The organism is Acinetobacter sp. TY2 (assembly GCF_046269225.1).
Classification (GTDB): Bacteria; Pseudomonadota; Gammaproteobacteria; order Pseudomonadales; family Moraxellaceae; genus Acinetobacter.
The window spans coordinates 43,904-60,657 of record NZ_JBJZOR010000005.1; the positions used below are offsets into that span (position 1 = coordinate 43,904).

18 protein-coding genes are annotated in these 16,754 nt (G+C 38.4%); 8 read left to right on the forward strand and 10 right to left on the reverse strand.

Annotated elements, in window-relative coordinates; translation table 11 throughout:
- Window positions 1-383 precede the first annotated feature (383 nt).
- From pncA to ACK1JC_RS04320, 3 genes are all read left to right on the forward strand, one after another.
- Window positions 384-1,016, forward strand: a complete 633-nt coding sequence (gene pncA / locus ACK1JC_RS04310) for a bifunctional nicotinamidase/pyrazinamidase (protein WP_409510628.1) — start codon at window positions 384-386, stop codon at window positions 1,014-1,016.
- Window positions 1,016-1,969, forward strand: a complete 954-nt coding sequence (locus ACK1JC_RS04315; protein WP_409510629.1) for a bile acid:sodium symporter family protein — start codon at window positions 1,016-1,018, stop codon at window positions 1,967-1,969. The genes pncA and ACK1JC_RS04315 overlap by 1 nt, the downstream gene beginning before the upstream one ends.
- Window positions 1,970-2,113: 144 nt before the next feature.
- On the forward strand, window positions 2,114-2,395 hold the full coding sequence (locus ACK1JC_RS04320; protein WP_409510630.1) for a DUF4031 domain-containing protein: 282 nt from the start codon (window positions 2,114-2,116) through the stop codon (window positions 2,393-2,395).
- Window positions 2,396-2,486: 91 nt separating this feature from the next.
- Here the strand turns inward: ACK1JC_RS04320 and glmS are convergent, their stop codons facing one another.
- The 8 genes from glmS to ACK1JC_RS04360 form a co-directional block, all read right to left on the reverse strand.
- Window positions 2,487-4,325: a glutamine--fructose-6-phosphate transaminase (isomerizing) gene (gene glmS / locus ACK1JC_RS04325; RefSeq protein WP_409510631.1), complete on the reverse strand. Its 1,839-nt coding sequence runs from the start codon at window positions 4,323-4,325 to the stop codon at window positions 2,487-2,489.
- Window positions 4,326-4,337: 12 nt separating this feature from the next.
- Window positions 4,338-5,702 carry a bifunctional UDP-N-acetylglucosamine diphosphorylase/glucosamine-1-phosphate N-acetyltransferase GlmU gene (glmU, locus tag ACK1JC_RS04330; protein WP_409510632.1) on the reverse strand — a complete coding sequence of 455 codons (1,365 nt, stop codon included), beginning with the start codon at window positions 5,700-5,702 and terminating at the stop codon, window positions 4,338-4,340.
- A gap of 21 nt (window positions 5,703-5,723) precedes the next feature.
- Complete coding sequence (locus tag ACK1JC_RS04335) at window positions 5,724-6,245, reverse strand: phosphatidylglycerophosphatase A (protein ID WP_409510633.1); 522 nt, start codon at window positions 6,243-6,245, stop codon at window positions 5,724-5,726.
- Entirely contained in the window at window positions 6,223-7,140 is a 918-nt protein-coding gene (gene thiL / locus ACK1JC_RS04340) for a thiamine-phosphate kinase (protein ID WP_409510634.1), read from the reverse strand. The genes ACK1JC_RS04335 and thiL overlap by 23 nt, the downstream gene beginning before the upstream one ends.
- Before the next feature lie 18 nt (window positions 7,141-7,158).
- Window positions 7,159-7,608 carry a transcription antitermination factor NusB gene (gene nusB, locus ACK1JC_RS04345; RefSeq protein ID WP_409510635.1) on the reverse strand — a complete coding sequence of 150 codons (450 nt, stop codon included), beginning with the start codon at window positions 7,606-7,608 and terminating at the stop codon, window positions 7,159-7,161.
- 3 nt (window positions 7,609-7,611) lie between these two features.
- Window positions 7,612-8,082 carry a 6,7-dimethyl-8-ribityllumazine synthase gene (gene ribE / locus ACK1JC_RS04350; protein WP_409510636.1) on the reverse strand — a complete coding sequence of 157 codons (471 nt, stop codon included), beginning with the start codon at window positions 8,080-8,082 and terminating at the stop codon, window positions 7,612-7,614.
- 119 nt (window positions 8,083-8,201) lie between these two features.
- Window positions 8,202-9,320 carry a bifunctional 3,4-dihydroxy-2-butanone-4-phosphate synthase/GTP cyclohydrolase II gene (ribBA, locus tag ACK1JC_RS04355; protein WP_409510637.1) on the reverse strand — a complete coding sequence of 373 codons (1,119 nt, stop codon included), beginning with the start codon at window positions 9,318-9,320 and terminating at the stop codon, window positions 8,202-8,204.
- A gap of 302 nt (window positions 9,321-9,622) precedes the next feature.
- Window positions 9,623-10,888 (reverse strand): hypothetical protein, encoded by a 1,266-nt coding sequence (locus tag ACK1JC_RS04360; protein WP_409510638.1) that lies wholly within the window; start codon window positions 10,886-10,888, stop codon window positions 9,623-9,625.
- 77 nt (window positions 10,889-10,965) lie between these two features.
- On the opposite strand from ACK1JC_RS04360, the gene serB reads away from it, so the two are divergent.
- From serB to ACK1JC_RS04375, 3 genes are all read left to right on the forward strand, one after another.
- Entirely contained in the window at window positions 10,966-12,186 is a 1,221-nt protein-coding gene (gene serB / locus ACK1JC_RS04365) for a phosphoserine phosphatase SerB (protein WP_409510639.1), read from the forward strand.
- A gap of 415 nt (window positions 12,187-12,601) precedes the next feature.
- Window positions 12,602-12,916, forward strand: coding sequence for an AciT family ciprofloxacin tolerance protein (aciT, locus tag ACK1JC_RS04370; protein WP_409510640.1), 315 nt, complete (start codon window positions 12,602-12,604; stop codon window positions 12,914-12,916).
- Window positions 12,917-13,179: 263 nt separating this feature from the next.
- A complete protein-coding gene (locus ACK1JC_RS04375; RefSeq protein ID WP_409510641.1) occupies window positions 13,180-13,659 on the forward strand; it encodes an SCP-2 sterol transfer family protein in 480 nt (159 codons plus the stop codon).
- A 63-nt stretch (window positions 13,660-13,722) separates the two neighbouring features.
- On the opposite strand, the gene dtd is transcribed toward ACK1JC_RS04375, so the two are convergent.
- Window positions 13,723-14,163 (reverse strand): D-aminoacyl-tRNA deacylase, encoded by a 441-nt coding sequence (gene dtd, locus ACK1JC_RS04380; protein WP_409510642.1) that lies wholly within the window; start codon window positions 14,161-14,163, stop codon window positions 13,723-13,725.
- A gap of 325 nt (window positions 14,164-14,488) precedes the next feature.
- Between dtd and ACK1JC_RS04385 the strand changes: the two genes are divergently transcribed.
- Entirely contained in the window at window positions 14,489-14,668 is a 180-nt protein-coding gene (locus tag ACK1JC_RS04385; RefSeq protein WP_409510643.1) for a CopG family transcriptional regulator, read from the forward strand.
- 91 nt (window positions 14,669-14,759) lie between these two features.
- Here the strand turns inward: ACK1JC_RS04385 and ACK1JC_RS04390 are convergent, their stop codons facing one another.
- Window positions 14,760-15,116, reverse strand: coding sequence for a roadblock/LC7 domain-containing protein (locus tag ACK1JC_RS04390; protein ID WP_409510644.1), 357 nt, complete (start codon window positions 15,114-15,116; stop codon window positions 14,760-14,762).
- Window positions 15,117-15,471: 355 nt separating this feature from the next.
- Here ACK1JC_RS04390 and pncB point away from each other — a divergent pair, with 355 nt between their 5' ends.
- On the forward strand, window positions 15,472-16,686 hold the full coding sequence (gene pncB / locus ACK1JC_RS04395) for a nicotinate phosphoribosyltransferase (protein ID WP_409510645.1): 1,215 nt from the start codon (window positions 15,472-15,474) through the stop codon (window positions 16,684-16,686).
- Window positions 16,687-16,754: the final 68 nt, after the last annotated feature.

Here is a 16,754-nt window from a genome sequence, read left to right on the forward strand (position 1 = left end):
TGTTGTTACAATCAATGATTGAATGTGACATATAGATAAGTTCTTTATAATTACTTGCAAAAAGGTTTTAATCACATACGAACAATAAGAATAAGGCTTCACTTGAGGAGAGATGTATTGAGCCCAAAAAAGTTGATTGCTAAGTTTAATATGCAAGATCAACAACTACGTTACATTCAAAAATAAATTAAGTTACTTTTTTTATGCATCAATAGCATGAAAAGCTCGGATTTATTCTCGTTTTTCAGCACGACTCATTCAAGATTTGCCTAACTATTATTTTGTTATGAAAATCAGTCATTTTATTTTTTTGCAAAGGCTTAGATACTGAGTGTCAATATATAGTATGTTCAAAGACGAAGATTGAAAAAAGGACGATAAAAATGCAATGCAATAGCGCTTTAATTGTGGTGGATGTACAGAACGGATTTACACCTGGAGGTCATTTGGCTGTGGCTCATGCCGATCAAATTATTCCAAAGATTAATCAGCTTGCAACGCATTTCGATAATATTGTTCTGACACAAGATTGGCATCCTGAAAACCATATTTCTTTTGCAGAAAATCATGCTGGGAAAGATCCATTTGATACTGTTGAATTGAATTATGGAACACAAGTTTTGTGGCCATCGCACTGTGTACAAGGCACACATGATGCTGATTTTCATCCTGATTTGAATATTCCTCGTGCGCAATTGATTATTCGTAAAGGTTTTCATTCTGAAATTGACAGTTATTCGGCATTTATGGAAGCCGATCATCAAACATCAACAGGTTTGGCTGGGTATTTAAAAGAACGAGGGGTTGATACGGTTTATATTGTTGGGATTGCAACTGATTTTTGTGTGGCATGGACAGCAATAGACGCAGCAAAAAAGGGCTTTAAATCTTATGTGATTGCAGATGCAACCAAAGCCATTGATTTACAAGGTTCATTGCAACATGCATGGCAAAACATGTTGGCATCTGGCGTGAAACGCGTGGTTGCACAAGATATTTTTGCAGCGAGTCACTGATGTCGGTTATTTTAAAATTCAATCAATTTATACAAAAAACCTTTGCACTTTGGGTCGTATTTTTTGCTTTTATTGCGTTGTGTTTTCCTTCAGCTTTTGTATGGATGAAAGCCTACATTCCTTGGGTACTTGGGATTATTATGCTTGGAATGGGTATGACCATGACAGTGGATGATTTTAAGGGCGTGCTGCAAAGTCCAAAGGCAGTTTTTATTGGCGTGGTGGCGCAGTTTGTGATTATGCCAGGGCTGGCTTATGCGCTATGTCAAATTTTCCAATTGCCTGCTGAAATTGCTGTCGGTGTACTTCTTGTCGGTTGTTGCCCAGGAGGTACAGCATCTAATGTGATTGCTTATATGGCAAAAGCCAATACCGCACTTTCTGTCGCCTGTACTTCTGTATCGACATTTCTTGCACCTGTATTAACACCCGCTATTTTCTATGTGTTGGCAAGTCAATGGATTCCGATTGATGCAGGTTCAATGTTTATTGATATTTTAAAAGTGGTGATTTTCCCGATTATTTTAGGGGTAATGCTCAGAACATTCTTTAAGCAAAAAACAGAACAATATATTCAGGTAATGCCACTGATTTCAGTGATTGCGATTGTTTTAATTGTGGCTGCAATTATTGCGGCAAGTAAAGCTTCTATTTTGCAATCAGGCTTACTAATTTTAGGCGTAGTGATGTTGCACAATGGCTTGGGTTTTCTACTTGGTTATTGGGCAAGTCGTTTGTTTAAACTACCTTATGCCGATGCCAAAGCCGTTTCGATTGAAGTCGGTATGCAAAATTCAGGTTTAGGTGTGACGCTTGCAGCATTGCATTTTGCCACATCTCCCGTGACGGCTGTACCGAGTGCAATTTTTAGTTTATGGCACAATATTTCAGGGCCTGCTTTGGCAACTTATTGGGCAGCGAAAGCGGATAATATGAAGGAAGATCAATCTTAAAAATTTGAATCATTAAAAGAGCTACGGCTCTCTTTTTTGTATGCGATGATTCCAATTTACAACAAGGATTCAATATTGATTAGTTGCATTTAGGATTTAAAATATTGATGATTCAAGCATTTTACATTTTAAGGAAATCTTTTTGTGGCAGTTTATGTAGATCGTGCCCGTGTACAGTTTAAAGAGAAGCTGTGGTGTCATTTGATGGCAGATACACTTGAAGAATTACATATCTTTGCACAGAATATGAATATTGATGCTCGATTATTTCATCGCAATGCATCCTATCCACATTATGATATTACTCTAGAGATGAGGGAAATGGCACTGTTATATGGCGCTTTGGATTCGGATCGTCAAACGATTATTGCTGTAGGGAAAATTTTAAAAGTACAGCTTAAACAGCGTCAATCAGATTCTGATTGACTGATTTTGAAATAAAAATAGCCAACGCTAAGGTTGACTATTTTAACTAGGGTAGCGTGATTATATGCTACACATCTTATTAAGCATTTGATTACTCAACAGTTACAGATTTTGCCAAGTTACGTGGTTGATCCACATCAGTACCACGAAGAACCGCAACATGGTAAGACAAAAGCTGAACAGGAATACTGTACACAATTGGCGCTAACCAATTATCGACAGTTGGGATATTGACCATATGCTGACGATCTTTTTCCTTGATTCCGCTATTTTCATCTGCAAAAACAAATAGTTCACCACCACGAGCTTGAACTTCTTCCATGTTCGATTTTAATTTTTCGAGCATGTCATCATTTGGTGCAAGAATCACCACAGGCATGTCATTGTCAACCAATGCCAATGGACCGTGTTTCAATTCACCTGCTGCATAACCTTCTGCATGAATATATGAAATTTCTTTCAGTTTCAATGCACCTTCCAAAGCAATTGGGAACTGTGTACCACGACCTAAAAATAAGCAATGTTGCTTTTCTTTGAACAGTTCAGATAAACGTAAAATGTCTTTATCTTGCTGTAAAGTATCCAAAATTACTTTTGGTGTATGCCACAAAGCTGCTGCAATATCTGTTAAATGCTCAGTCGAAATACTTTGCTTTACTTGACCAATTTTCAATGCCAATAACATCAGCGCTGCAAGCTGAGTGGTGAATGCTTTAGTCGATGCAACACCAATTTCAGGACCTGCAAGTGTCAATAAGTGGTGATCAGTTTCACGAATCATTGACGAAGTTGCTACGTTACAAATTGCCATGGTGCTGATCGATAGATTCTTTTCAGCGGCACGTTTTTGCGTATCACGGAGTGCTGCAAGGGTATCGGCCGTTTCACCAGATTGAGAAATACATAGATATAATGTATTTGCCACAATCACAGGTGAGCGATAACGGAATTCACTTGCAATTTCTACTTGGCAAGGTAGATTAATGAGTTGTTCTAGCCAATATTTTGCAATCATGCCTGAATGATAACTTGTACCACAGGCTAAAATTTGTACTTGTTGAATATTGGTAAAATCAATTTCAGCATTTTTCAAGAAATCATCACGTAGAGCATTACCATTGAGTGCTTGAGAGATGGTTTGCTGAATTGCTTCAGGTTGCTCGTAAATTTCTTTGAGCATGTAATGCTTATATTCACCTTTTGAAGCATTGCTGACAGTAGCATCTAATTCTTTAATTGGACGTTCAACCGCTTGACCGTTGACATAAACATCAATACTTGAACGAGTAATACGTGCAATATCACCTTCTTCAAGGTACATAAAACGGTTGGTTACAGGCAATAAAGCCAATTGATCCGAACTAATAAAGTTCTCACCAATACCCACACCAATCACAAGTGGTGAACCTTCACGTACAACAATGAGTTCATCAGGATGATTTGTATGCACAATACCGAGTGCATAAGCACCTTTAAGTTGTGGAACAACTTGTTCAACAGCTTTCATTAAATCAGGTGTTGTTTTCAGTGCATCATTAACTAAATGTGCAACAACTTCTGTATCAGTTTGTGATGTGAATACATAACCAAGCGCTTCAAGGTCATCTTTGAGTTCTTGATAATTTTCAATAATACCGTTATGAACGACAGCTACAGTACCTGAAATATGCGGATGGGCATTATTTTCAGTCGGTTTCCCGTGAGTCGCCCAACGGGTATGTGCAATACCAAGTGAACCTACAATTTTTGATTCAGACACTGCATTTGCCAAATTGGCAACTTTACCGACACGGCGTTCACGTAAAATGTGACCTTGATCGACCAATGCAACGCCTGCTGAATCGTAACCACGGTATTCAAGACGCTTTAAACCTTCAATTAAAATATCTGTAATGCTACGTTCAGCAATGCCACCAACAATTCCGCACATATTTATATCCTTTTATTTCGCAATCTTTTGAGGGCGTTGATAATTTTCTTTTGAAATTTGTTTTGCACGTTCAAATGCAAGGCTATTATCCGCAACATTTTGAGTAATGACTGAGCCTGCACCTGTGGTTGCGCCATTGCCAATGGTAATTGGTGCGACAAGAGAGTTGTTCGTACCAACAAAAGCGTTGTCACCAATAATGGTTTTATGTTTATTTGCACCGTCATAGTTACAGGTAATGGTTCCCGCACCAATATTTGAGCCTGCGCCAATTTCTGCATCACCCAAATAAGTGAAGTGATTGGCTTTAGAACCTACACCAACAGTCGTATTTTTTACTTCTACAAAGTTACCAATGTGGACTTCATTCGCGAGTTTAGCGCCAGGACGTAAGCGAGCAAAAGGACCAATTTGGACATTTTCACCGACAATTGCATTGTCAAATACGCTATACGGTTGAACCTTGGTTCCTGCTGCAATGGTGGTATTTTTAATGATACAACCTGCGCCAATTTCAACATTGTCACCAAAAGTACACTCACCTTCAATGATCACGTTGATGTCAATACACACATCTTGTCCTGCATGCAACTGACCACGTAAGTCAAAACGATGCGGATCAATAATATGCACGCCTTGTTGCATCAATAATTTAGCTTGGTAGTTTTGAAATTCGCCCTCTAAAGCAGCAAGTTGAATACGGTCATTAATCCCTTCAACTTCAAAAGCCAATTCAGGTTGAATTGAGGCGATTTCCATACCATCAGCCAAAGCCATTGCTACGATATCTGTAAGGTAATATTCACCTTGGGCATTGTCATTGCTCAGTTTTGGCAACCATTCATGCAATTTGGAATTACTGACGCAGTAAATACCAGTGTTAATTTCTTTAATTTGACGCTGCTCTTCAGACGCATCTTTATGTTCAACAATGGCTTGAATTTTTCCATCCTTACGTACAATCCGACCATAGCCTGTAGAATCAGCAAGGGTTAATGTCACTAAACCAATTCCTGTTGCTGTTGATACATCTAACAAACGTTGTAGTGTACTTTGTTGAACACAAGGCACATCGCCTGACAGAATGAGTGAGACTCCATCTTTTGGCAATACAGGTAAAGTCACTTTGACTGCATGACCCGTACCGAGCTGTTCAGCTTGTTCAACCCATTGAATATTTTCATGTGAAAAAGCTTTTTGTACTGTGTCACCGCCATGACCAAAAATTGTAATAATATTTTTAGCTTGTAGTTTTTTTGCTGTTTCAATTACATGACCCAATAATGGTTTTCCTGCTAAGGGCTGTAGCACTTTAGGTAATTGGGAGCGCATACGTGTTCCTTTACCTGCAGCAAGAATAATTACTGTTGTTGACATAAAACACCCTATTATTTTGGCTTAAGCCATTCTAAAATATAGATAAATTATAATACATAACGCAGCCCAAAGTCCTGCAATAATGTCATCAAACATAATACCAAAGCCACCATCAATTTTTTGATCGATGACACGTATAGGCCATGGTTTCCACACATCAAATAAGCGGAAGAGTCCAAATCCGACCAAGACCCAAATCCAGTTTATTTGACCTAAATAAATTAAGGGCAAAAATGTAATAGATTGTCCTGCAAATTCATCCCAAACAATACGTCCGTCATCATGTACATGAATAATTTCGGCGGTTTTACCACAAATCCAAATGCCAATCAGTGACATAATTGTTATGGTTAAGATAGAGCCATAAAAACCCATTGCAAGCCACAGAGGCACAAATAATAAAGCAAATGCAGAACCAAACGTTCCAGGTGCTTTCGGTGCAAGTCCTGAACCAAAACCAACACCACAAAATACAATGATGCGTTCAGACCAAGTCATATTTTTAAAGACAATAGGCGGTTTATGCAAAGTGTTGATATCCATTAAATTGAAGAGAGTGATCTAAGCCATCTTTTTCAAAAGTGAGTCCATATTGCTGTTTTACTGTCCCGATGATTGTTGTTTTTACATTGGGTTGTAATTGCAAAAGTTTTTCGTAATTTTGGCGGCTTATTGTAAAACATAACTCATAATCATCACCACCTGCGAGTGCGTATTGCAATTGCTGCGATTCAGGAAGGCTTTTAAGTGCAGGGCTGATAGGTAGTTCATTCAGGTTAAGAATAGCACCAACCTGTGATGCTTTGAGAATATGCCCGAGATCTTGTGCTAATCCATCAGAGATATCAATCATGCTGTGAGCTAAACCTCTGAGCAAATGACCGAGCTCACAACGTGGCGTTGGATAATCAAGACGTTGTTGTAAGGGATGCCCTAAGTGTTGTAATCCAAATGCAGCATCACCGATTGTACCACTGACGACCACCAAATCATCGACTTGAGCGCCTGAACGTGTGACGGCTTGACCTGTTTCAATCCATCCCATTGCGGTGACAGAAAGGGTGAGATGAGGACTTTGTGTGGTATCACCACCAATTAAGCGCACACCAAATTGATCACAACAATCATATAGTCCTTGGCTAAAACCTTTGAGCCAAGCATGATCAATTTGGGGTAAGCTCAGTGCAAGCAAAATACTATGAGGTTTAGCACCCATTGCTGCAATGTCAGATAAATTAACAGCGACACTTTTCCAACCAATGGCATGTGGTGAAGTATCGTAAGGGAAATGTCGACCAGCAACCAAGGTATCTGCACAGATGACCAACTGGTGACCGGGAGGGGGAGTGACTAAGGCTGAGTCATCGCCGACACCTAAATCGTCATCAGAAAGTTTCTGACGATTAAAATAAGTGTCAATAATAGAAAACTCAGCCATGTCAAATACAACGAAGGCTTATTTAGCCTGTTGCTTTTCTGCTTCGCGCAGACTATTTGCAAGACGGTCTAATACACCATTGATGTATTTGTGACTGTCTGCACCACCAAAGTGTTTTGCCAATTCAATCGCTTCATCTAGCACAACACGATATGGAATTTCGATGTGATCTTTGAGCTCATAAGCGCCTAAACGCAAAGTCGCCAATTCCACGCCATCAAGTGCTTTGATTTCACGATCTAGAACGGGTAAAAGTAAAGCATCCAATGCTTCATGGTTTGCGATCACTTCAGTGAGCAACTCATGATAATAGCCGAGATCCACTTTGTGCATGGCATTGTCTACACGAGTACGTGCTTCAATTTCATGGACTGGGTTGTGGCTCATTTGCCATTCATAAATCCCTTGTACAGCAAAGCGACGTGCTTTACGTTTTGCTGCATAAGTAGCTTGGAGTGTTTGCGACATGCTTTAAATTGCCTTTAACAGGTTAACCATTTCAATAGCAGTAAGGGCAGCTTCACCACCTTTATTACCTGCTTTTGTACCAGAGCGTTCAATCGCCTGTTCAATACTGTCCGTAGTCAATACACCATTGATCACAGGTAAGCCAGTATCTAAACCAACTACACCTAAACCTTTGGCACATTCGCCAGCAACGAAGTCAAAATGCGGTGTGCTACCACGAATCACTGCGCCAAGTGCGATAACAGCATCAAATTTGCCTGACTCTGCTAATTTTTTAGCGACAACAGGAAGTTCCCATGCGCCAGGTGCATGAACGACAGTGATATTATCATCGCTAACGCCATGACGATGCAACGTATCAATTGCACCTTCAAGTAAATGTTCAACAACAAAGCTGTTAAAACGACCAACTAAAATTGCGTAACGGTCTTCGCTCGCAAGATGTAATAAACCTTCAATTCGGCGAATCGCCATAGCAACCTCGATGATTTCACAAGAGTTTTTAATAGATTTCTTTTATCTGGTGCATCCATTTTGTATTTTTAAAAAATTCAAAAGGCGGTGATAGAAAAAAGAAATCTGTTTACAAATTATTAGTTTTTAGTTTGATCTGCAGAACAATATTCTACAACTTCAAGGTTAAAACCAGATAATGCGTTGAAACGTAATGGTGAGCTGAGCAGTTTCATTTTCTCAACGCCGAGATCACGTAATATTTGTGCACCCACACCAATGGTTTGATATTGTTGTGAAAGTGCAGAATTTGATTTGGTTGGTTTTGGTTTACCAAGTTCTTCTAAGGCAGGGCCTAAATCCGATAAATGGCGCTGACCGATCCAAACTAAAACACCACGATCACTGTCTGCAATGGTTTTGAGTGCTTTATCTAAGTTCCAAGCAGGCTCACCATCTTTTTTGTTTAGCTTGAGCAAGTCACGTGCAGGGTTGAAACCATGTACACGAACAGTCGTGATGCCTTCTTTAGGCTCACCTTTAACTAAAGCGATATGAATGTCAGGGTTGCCGAGTTCACGGTAGCGGTACAAATCAAAAGTACCATATTCAGTATCAATGCTTTGTTGATCAATACGTTCAACTGTTTGTTCATTGGTCATACGGTAATGAATTAGGTCAGCAATCGTGCCTATTTTCAAGCCATACTTTTCAGCAAAAACTTCTAAATCAGGGCGGCGTGCCATCGTGCCATCTTCATTGATGATTTCACAAATCACAGAGGCAGGTTCAAGACCCGCTAAACGTGAAAGATCACAACCTGCTTCTGTATGACCTGCACGGTGCAATACGCCACCTGGCTGTGCCATCAAAGGGAAAATATGTCCTGGTTGTACAATATCCGCAGGTTTTGCATGTGCAGCAACTGCTGTTTGAATCGTATGCGCACGTTCAGCAGGGGAAATACCTGTTGAAATACCGTTCGCGGCTTCAATTGAAAGCGTAAAATTTGTTCCATGTTGAGCACCATTCGCATCGACCATTAAAGGCAAATTTAGCTGTGCACAACGGTCACGACTCAGTGTTAAACAAACCAAGCCTCGAGCATGGGTGATCATAAAGTTGATGTCTTCAGCGCGAACGTGAGTCGCGGCAATCACCAGATCACCCTCATTTTCACGGTCTTCATCATCCATGAGGATGACCATTTTGCCTGCACGGATATCTGCTACAAGCTCTTCAACGGTATTGAGCGGCATCAACCTTCACCTTTTTGTTCTGTCTGTCGGACATTTTGATTGAATTCATTGCGCTATAGTCTAACGTGTTTTTACATGTTTTGCCTATGCTTATCATGTGGCGTTGCCGTACATAGTTATACACAAGCTGGTAGGGGAATGAAAAGGGAGGAAAAATTGAAAGGTGATTGTTTTAGTTTAAACATTGAACATTCAGTTTGCAGATTTTATTTAGTCCTTATCTATATTTTGGGCAAGATAAAAAAATCCCCGTACAACATCTGTTATACAGGGATTTTTAAAGCTTGGCTTAGAAGATGAAATTATTCAGATTCAAGTTGCGCTGCTTTTTTCTTACTTTGTAAAATTTCAGTACGAATGGCTTGGGCAAGTTCAGCCGATTCGCTATTCATGCCATTAATCATATACGCATGGCGTGTTAGTACATTACTTGGATTTGGCAATGCGACCAACTGATAATGATCAGTAATGACTTTTAAGTGTTGGCTGTCCAAGTATAGTGCCATTTCACGAGCAATTAGATGCTGTGATAGACGTTCTGCAGCTTGTGCTGAATTGATTTTCATATCTTCGACTTGCGAGGCAACAGCACTACGAGTTTGTAGGACAAAACGTTTTTCTTCACGATAGCGTTTGTAGAGGACTTCAGATAACAGTTGGAACACTGAACCAATCATCAGTAAACATGTTGCTGCATCAGGGCGATCAGCTGCAATACTAATGGTTGCACCATTTTTGTTAAATTCTTGCTCTCGGATAAAATCGTTTGAAGACAATTTATAATGTTGTGCACACAGGACAATACTTTTATTTAAGAAAATTTGGCACAAATTAAAATACGGTTTAGATACAGAGCTGTTAATAGTATTGATTAACTGTTTTGGATCGTAAAATTGAATGTTGAGTGCTAAAACATTTTTCATTTCAGAAGGATTTGTTTGAGCGACTTCGACTTTTGCTACTTCAGATTTTTGCGCTGCAACCGCATGACTTAAACTTTGTGCAGATTTTTCTGCTGCAAGTGCTTCAGTCAATTGAATAATTTCATGTTTCAAACGTGACTCATGGTTTACACGTGCCAAGTATTCACTACGTGTTGGTCGAGCAATCGCACGATATGCTAACCACAATAAGCCATGAATAATGAGTGAAACTAAAATGGCTAACCATTGTGTACGTAGAATTTCACCAATGCTTGGTTTAATCAGCGTAATTTCAATGCTACCGACTTTCTTTTCATTTTGTAGCGCATCACGGACAAAAACCTCACCCTGACGAGTTTTTGCCATGCCACTCGTTGCTAGCACTTGATTTTTAGCATCGAGAATGCGAATAGATGCCACACTTGGATTGGTCGCATAACGATTGGCAAGTAAAGCTAAGGACACCGTATTGGCAGGTTCAAGCTCAGCAACGCTGTCTGTGACGAGCTGACTTGTCATCAGTTGTCCCTGACTCGCACGATTTTCGTTCAGTTGGTGAGTGGTTGCGATTACCAATAAAAATGTGTGTAATGCAAAACTTACGGTAAGTAGGCTAGCAAAAAGCCCTTGTCTTGGTGCATTCAACGTAAACTTCCAAAGAAAAAATATTCGATTTCGATTATGATTCTAACAATAGTTGTAGCTCAGACCCGAGTCAATTCATGCAAGAAATCATTCTTATATCCTTTTTAGGACCTGACCAGCCGAATCAGTTTACTCGGTTAATGCAGGTACTTTCCGTACATTCTTTGCAAATACTCGATGTCGGTCAGGCGGTTATTCATAATCAATTGACTTTAGGCATTGTTGTTTCGTCAGATGATCAGACTGCGACTGCACTTGCAATGAAAGATATCCTTATTTTAGCACATGATATCGGTTTAACAGTTCGATTTAAACCAATCACAGGCACAGATTACGATCAATGGGTTAGTGAAGGTGGACGTACACGTTATATCGTGACGGCACTTGCACCCGAACTGACTGCGGAGCATTTAAAGCAAGTGACGCAGATCGTATCGAATCAAGGCTTTAACATCGAAACGGTGACACGTTTGTCAGGTCGTCCTGAGCGTGATGGACAACAAGATATTTTGCAACGCTCATGTGTTGAGTTTGGTTTAAAAGGGCAAATGCTTGATGCACAAGCCATGCGAGCAGCATGTTTACGTCTTTCTGCTGAGTTAAGCATTGATGTCGCTGTACAAGAAGACAATGCGTATCGCCGTAATCGCCGTTTGGTTTGTTTTGATATGGACTCAACCCTCATTGAGCAAGAAGTGATTGATGAGCTTGCGATTGAAGCAGGGGTAGGTGAGCAAGTTGCTGAAATTACTGAGCGTGCTATGCAAGGTGAGCTTGATTTTCAACAAAGTTTCCGTGCACGTGTTGCCTTACTCAAAGGTATGGATGCCTCTGTTCTTCCTAAAATTGCTGAACGCTTAACAGTGACAGAAGGAGCGGAGCGTTTAATTTCAACCTTAAAAGCACTCGGTTACCGAACAGTAATTCTATCGGGTGGTTTCCAATATTTTGCTGAATATTTACAAGCAAAATTAGGCATTGATGAAGTGCATGCCAATATTTTAGATGTTGAAAATGGCATGGTTACAGGCGAAGTCAAAGGTCATATTGTGGATGGCGCACGTAAAGCCTTTTTATTACAGAAAATTGCCAATGAAATGAATATTTCACCTGAGCAAGCAATTGCAGTAGGTGATGGTGCGAATGATTTACCAATGCTTTCAATTGCAGGCTTAGGTGTTGCATTTCGTGCTAAACCTTTGGTTCGTCAAAATGCTAATCAAGCCATTTCAAGTGTAGGTTTAGATGGCGTGTTATATTTATTAGGCGTACACGACAAAGATTTGAATCACGAATAAATCTTACAGGTTGATGACAAAAAAGCGACTTTCGAGTCGCTTTTTTTACTTATAAATTAGATAGATTGATAGGCTTTTATTAGAGCGAAGAATAGATTGATCAAAGTAGAAACAATCGATAAAAAAGATTTTTCAGGCAAAAAATAAATGGTATTTTTTTGTAATGACACGCAAGAATTGATCCTGAATAGGCTCTCAGCAAAATGTTTAAAATAAAAATGTAATGACAAAGCAATGTTGCGTCATTGTGTGTCGTTATAGATCGAAACAAGACTTTCCTTCTTAAAAAAAATCTCCATAATGCATTTCAAGGCTCATGATAAGCATGCAAAAAAGATTAAATATAAGTGTGCTCGATTGTTGTGAAACAGGATTTAAATGTGATTCAGCATTTTTGGTTTTGACGGAGGTTTTTATGGTAACAGCGACTTTTGCATCGATGATTGGATTTGGTCTAATCGCAGTAGCGTTGATCACTGTTTTATTTTCCCCATACCGTCATTGGTTAGGGTTTATGCTTGCAGGGATGTTGTTTTGGGGAATTCTAGAAACGATCCGTTACGGCATTCAACATTTTTTAGACTTGTCTTTGGCGTTCAGCTATTTGGGCGCCATTAGCTTAGCAATGATCGGATTGACCGTATTTTTACTTGGTGCAGACAACCGAGCGCAAAAAGCTTTAGCGCGTCGTCAATATATTGAGCATACGCCTGTGTATGAAGATGAATAGTCATTTTTAGCTCAAACATCTTTAATATGCACAGACATTACAGTTTAAACTGACTATTTTTACACTAAAAAAATTAATGTTAGACATATCAAGGTATATCAAAATGATATACCTTTTTTTATAGATAATTTGCTATTGAATAAAGTGACAAATGGGTCAAAACATTTGTAAATAACTACGGCTTAAAAATAGTAAGATATGCTAGGATGTGATCCAATTTCTGAATTCCACAGTTTTAAATTAAAACAACAGGCTTAAATGTCATGAAACTTTCTTCAATACCCGTTGTAAAGTTACCTATTGTTGATGCGAGTACAGACCCGCTTGACTTGATGGTACTTGGACTAGCATTACGTATGAAACAATTGGCTCGTACGAGTCCAAAATTTGTTGAATTGACACATGACCGTCAGTTCCGTATTCAAATCGGGACTGATCTTGGTGTTGCTCGTCAAATTTTAGTCAATAATGGTCAAATTGATACCGTTTCGGGTGATGAGCAAAAAGCAGATTTTATTTTGCAATTTGCAGATAGCGAGCAGGGTGTTAAAACCTTAATTAAGGGTGATCCATCTGCATTCATGACAGGCATGCAAAATGGTACGATCAAAATGGAAGGTGATTTCAGTCTACTCGTTTGGTTTAACCAAGTGGCGCGTTTGATTCCACCTAAGGTTCCAAAGTCGGTAAAAGACAAAATTAAAGTTGCACGTCAATTTTTAAAAGATAAAACTGGGCGTTAATACGATTTAAAAAATCCTCGAATTCGAGGATTTTTTTTGTCTTAGATATTTTGCTTTGACATTTTATTCTACTTCTAAATTGAAGGTTACTGGGCCATCATTGACCAAGTGAACTTTCATATCTGCACCAAAAATGCCTGTTTGTACATGCTCAAATTGTTCTTGTGCATAAGTAACAATTTGCTCGTATAAGGCTTGGGCATCGTTTGGTGGCATAGCAGGCCCAAAGTCGGGACGTAAGCCTTTTTGTGTTTGTGCCATGAGGGTAAACTGTGAAACAAGAAGTAAGCCACCATTGGCTTGACTGATATTCCAGCCCATTTTTCCTTGTTCATCATCAAAAAAACGATATTTTAAGATTTTATCAATCAGCTTTTTGCCTTTTTCGAAGTTATCTTCTTTACCAATCCCCAAAAAGACCAAAATTCCTGTGTCAATTTTGCCTGTAGTTTGACCATCGACAACAACTTTTGCCTCAAGAACTCTTTGTAATAGTGCGCGCATGTACTTCTTTAAAACGATGATGAATATAGCTTAGTGTAACAAGAGAGTGTATTGATTAGATACGAATAATATTGATGTTAAGAGGTTTGTAAAAATATGGCTTAGCTTGGTTGAGTATATAAATAATTGACAATTATACCAACATTGCAAAATATACAATTCCATATAAAATATATGTGTTTTATTGCTTTTGCTGAAAATATGCATTCTGTTTAATACTTTATCGATTAAATATGTTGTCCTATAGATTGATGAAAAGAACTTGTGAAAAAATGATGATAATCATATTATCATTTAATGTTAACTGGGCTGTGGAATCTGCATTATGGAAAATAAGACGGCAAGGCTGACAATCTTGATTGATCCTGTAAAAAAGCAAGCTTTTGAAGATTTATGCAGTCAGCAAGATTTGAAACCTTCTCAGGTTGTACGCCAATTAATTCGAGAATATTTAAATACCCATGGCGTTGAATATGCAACGAAAATGAATATAGAAAAGAAGTAGAATTATTTTGCAAAAAATTATAATTAAGATGAAATATTTTTTTGATTAAAAAAGCTGGCATTGCCAGCTTTTTTTGTATAACTAAACCAAATTAAGAAAAATCTAGACCTTTTTCAAATGCTTTCAACTCGTGACGAGCCATTGCAAGATTTGATTTTTGACGGTCAAGTACAAGGTAAAGGAATAATTCGTCATTACGATCAAGCGGACGAAGTAAGTGGTATTGCTTACCAAGTGTAATTAAAATATCTTCAATTTTATCATTTAAATTCAATGCTTTTGCAACTTTACGCTTTGCACGAATTACTTCTGTATTGCCTGCAGCAGCAAGTTCTAAATCAAGGCCTGAACCAAGAGCAGCCATTGCTAGACCACTTGCGCTGTCTACAAGTGCCGCAGCTACGAAGCCATCAATTTGATTTAATTCATCTAAGTTAAATTTAGCCATACTTAATTTTCCATTTATTGGTTGGGGGTAAATGTGTAATTATTTCTATTAGGTAAAGAAATGTAATTTTATTAATACATAGATGTTAATTAAGTATGCTTGATATTTCAACAATTATGCATAAAAAAATATTAAATTCTCATTTTATTAACATATTATTATAATGAATGTTTGTTAAAAGCTCATCTAAAGCTGTATCGAGTTAAACGATTCGTCTACTTACTACATTGAATTCGATAAAAAAACAAAGTATTGGTATGAGTTATTTAAAATTTCTTAAATTTAGTCAGAACATGGCTTCTTTGCGAAAAAAATATGCTTTAATGAAATAAGCATAGCGAAATCAAAAATAGATATGGCTCCAATTATCCAATCCCTGCTCGATACTGATTTGTACAAATTCACCATGTTACAAGTCGTGTTACATAAATTCCCTCAAGCCGATAGTGTTTACCATTTTCGTTGTCGAAATCTTGATGATACCGTTTATCCCTTGGTCGATATTTTGGCGGATCTCAACGAACAACTTGACCATCTATGTAACTTAAAATTTGCCGAAGATGAACTGATTTATTTACGGAAATTACGTTTTATCAAAAGCGATTTTGTTGATTATTTGGAGTTATTCCAACTGAAACGACGCTTTATTAAAGCGGGAATTGACAGTGAAGGGCGTTTGGATATTTGGGTCGAAGGTCCAATGGTTCAAGCCATGATGTTTGAAATTTTTGTCCTTGCGATAGTCAATGAGCTTTACTTTAGCCGTATTCGTTCAGATGATGTACTGGTTGAAGGTGAACGTCGTTTACAAGCTAAAGTTGCACAATTAAAACAATATTCAAAAGAACAAAATCCAAATGATCCACCATTCTTGGTTTCAGATTTTGGTACTCGTCGCCGTTATAGCCTAGATTGGCAAAAGCATGTCATTCAAACATTCCATGAAGCTGTGCCTGCGGTTTTCCGTGGAACGAGTAACGTCATGATTGCACGTGAATTGGGTATTTACCCAATTGGAACGATGGCGCATGAATTTTTACAAGCATTCCAAGCTCTTGATGTTCGTTTGCGTGATTTCCAAAAATCTGCGCTTGAAACATGGGTGCAAGAATATCGTGGTGATTTGGGCATTGCTCTGACCGATGTGGTTGGTATGGATGCATTCTTACGTGATTTCGATTTGTATTTTGCCAAGCTATTTGATGGTTTACGTCATGACAGTGGTGACCCATTTATATGGGGTGATAAGGCTTATCAACATTATAAAAAGTTGAAAATTGATACACGTACTAAAATGCTAACCTTTAGTGATGGTTTAGATGTTGAACGTGCTTGGGCTTTGCATCAATACTTTAAAGATCGTTTCCAAGTGAGTTTTGGTATTGGCACAAATTTGACCAATGATATGGGACAAACACCGCTCAATATCGTATTGAAACTCGTGGAATGTAATGGTCAGTCTGTTGCCAAAATCTCAGATAGTCCAGGTAAAACTATGACCGATAACGATACTTTCTTGGCCTATTTACGGCAGGTTTTTGATATTTCTGATGAAGAAAAATCGGCTTAAAATCATTTGAAAATAATGGTTTTTTGATATTTGAATTTCAGCTAAGAATCCCTGAAATTCAGCATTAT

What these genes read in the sequence shown, in the direction of transcription:
- ACK1JC_RS04385 (WP_409510643.1), top strand. Translation starts at nt 14,489, where the DNA reads ATGGAAAATAAGACGGCAAGGCTGACAATCTTGATTGATCCTGTAAAA.
- serB (WP_409510639.1), top strand. Translation starts at nt 10,966, where the DNA reads ATGCAAGAAATCATTCTTATATCCTTTTTAGGACCTGACCAGCCGAAT.
- glmU (WP_409510632.1), bottom strand. Translation starts at nt 5,702, where the DNA reads ATGTCAACAACAGTAATTATTCTTGCTGCAGGTAAAGGAACACGTATG.
- aciT (WP_409510640.1), top strand. Translation starts at nt 12,602, where the DNA reads ATGGTAACAGCGACTTTTGCATCGATGATTGGATTTGGTCTAATCGCA.
- glmS (WP_409510631.1), bottom strand. Translation starts at nt 4,325, where the DNA reads ATGTGCGGAATTGTTGGTGGCATTGCTGAACGTAGCATTACAGATATT.
- ACK1JC_RS04375 (WP_409510641.1), top strand. Translation starts at nt 13,180, where the DNA reads ATGAAACTTTCTTCAATACCCGTTGTAAAGTTACCTATTGTTGATGCG.
- ribE (WP_409510636.1), bottom strand. Translation starts at nt 8,082, where the DNA reads ATGGCGATTCGCCGAATTGAAGGTTTATTACATCTTGCGAGCGAAGAC.
- ACK1JC_RS04335 (WP_409510633.1), bottom strand. Translation starts at nt 6,245, where the DNA reads ATGGATATCAACACTTTGCATAAACCGCCTATTGTCTTTAAAAATATG.
- pncB (WP_409510645.1), top strand. Translation starts at nt 15,472, where the DNA reads ATGGCTCCAATTATCCAATCCCTGCTCGATACTGATTTGTACAAATTC.
- nusB (WP_409510635.1), bottom strand. Translation starts at nt 7,608, where the DNA reads ATGTCGCAAACACTCCAAGCTACTTATGCAGCAAAACGTAAAGCACGT.
- ACK1JC_RS04390 (WP_409510644.1), bottom strand. Translation starts at nt 15,116, where the DNA reads ATGGCTAAATTTAACTTAGATGAATTAAATCAAATTGATGGCTTCGTA.
- ribBA (WP_409510637.1), bottom strand. Translation starts at nt 9,320, where the DNA reads ATGCCGCTCAATACCGTTGAAGAGCTTGTAGCAGATATCCGTGCAGGC.
- thiL (WP_409510634.1), bottom strand. Translation starts at nt 7,140, where the DNA reads ATGGCTGAGTTTTCTATTATTGACACTTATTTTAATCGTCAGAAACTT.
- pncA (WP_409510628.1), top strand. Translation starts at nt 384, where the DNA reads ATGCAATGCAATAGCGCTTTAATTGTGGTGGATGTACAGAACGGATTT.
- ACK1JC_RS04315 (WP_409510629.1), top strand. Translation starts at nt 1,016, where the DNA reads ATGTCGGTTATTTTAAAATTCAATCAATTTATACAAAAAACCTTTGCA.
- dtd (WP_409510642.1), bottom strand. Translation starts at nt 14,163, where the DNA reads ATGCGCGCACTATTACAAAGAGTTCTTGAGGCAAAAGTTGTTGTCGAT.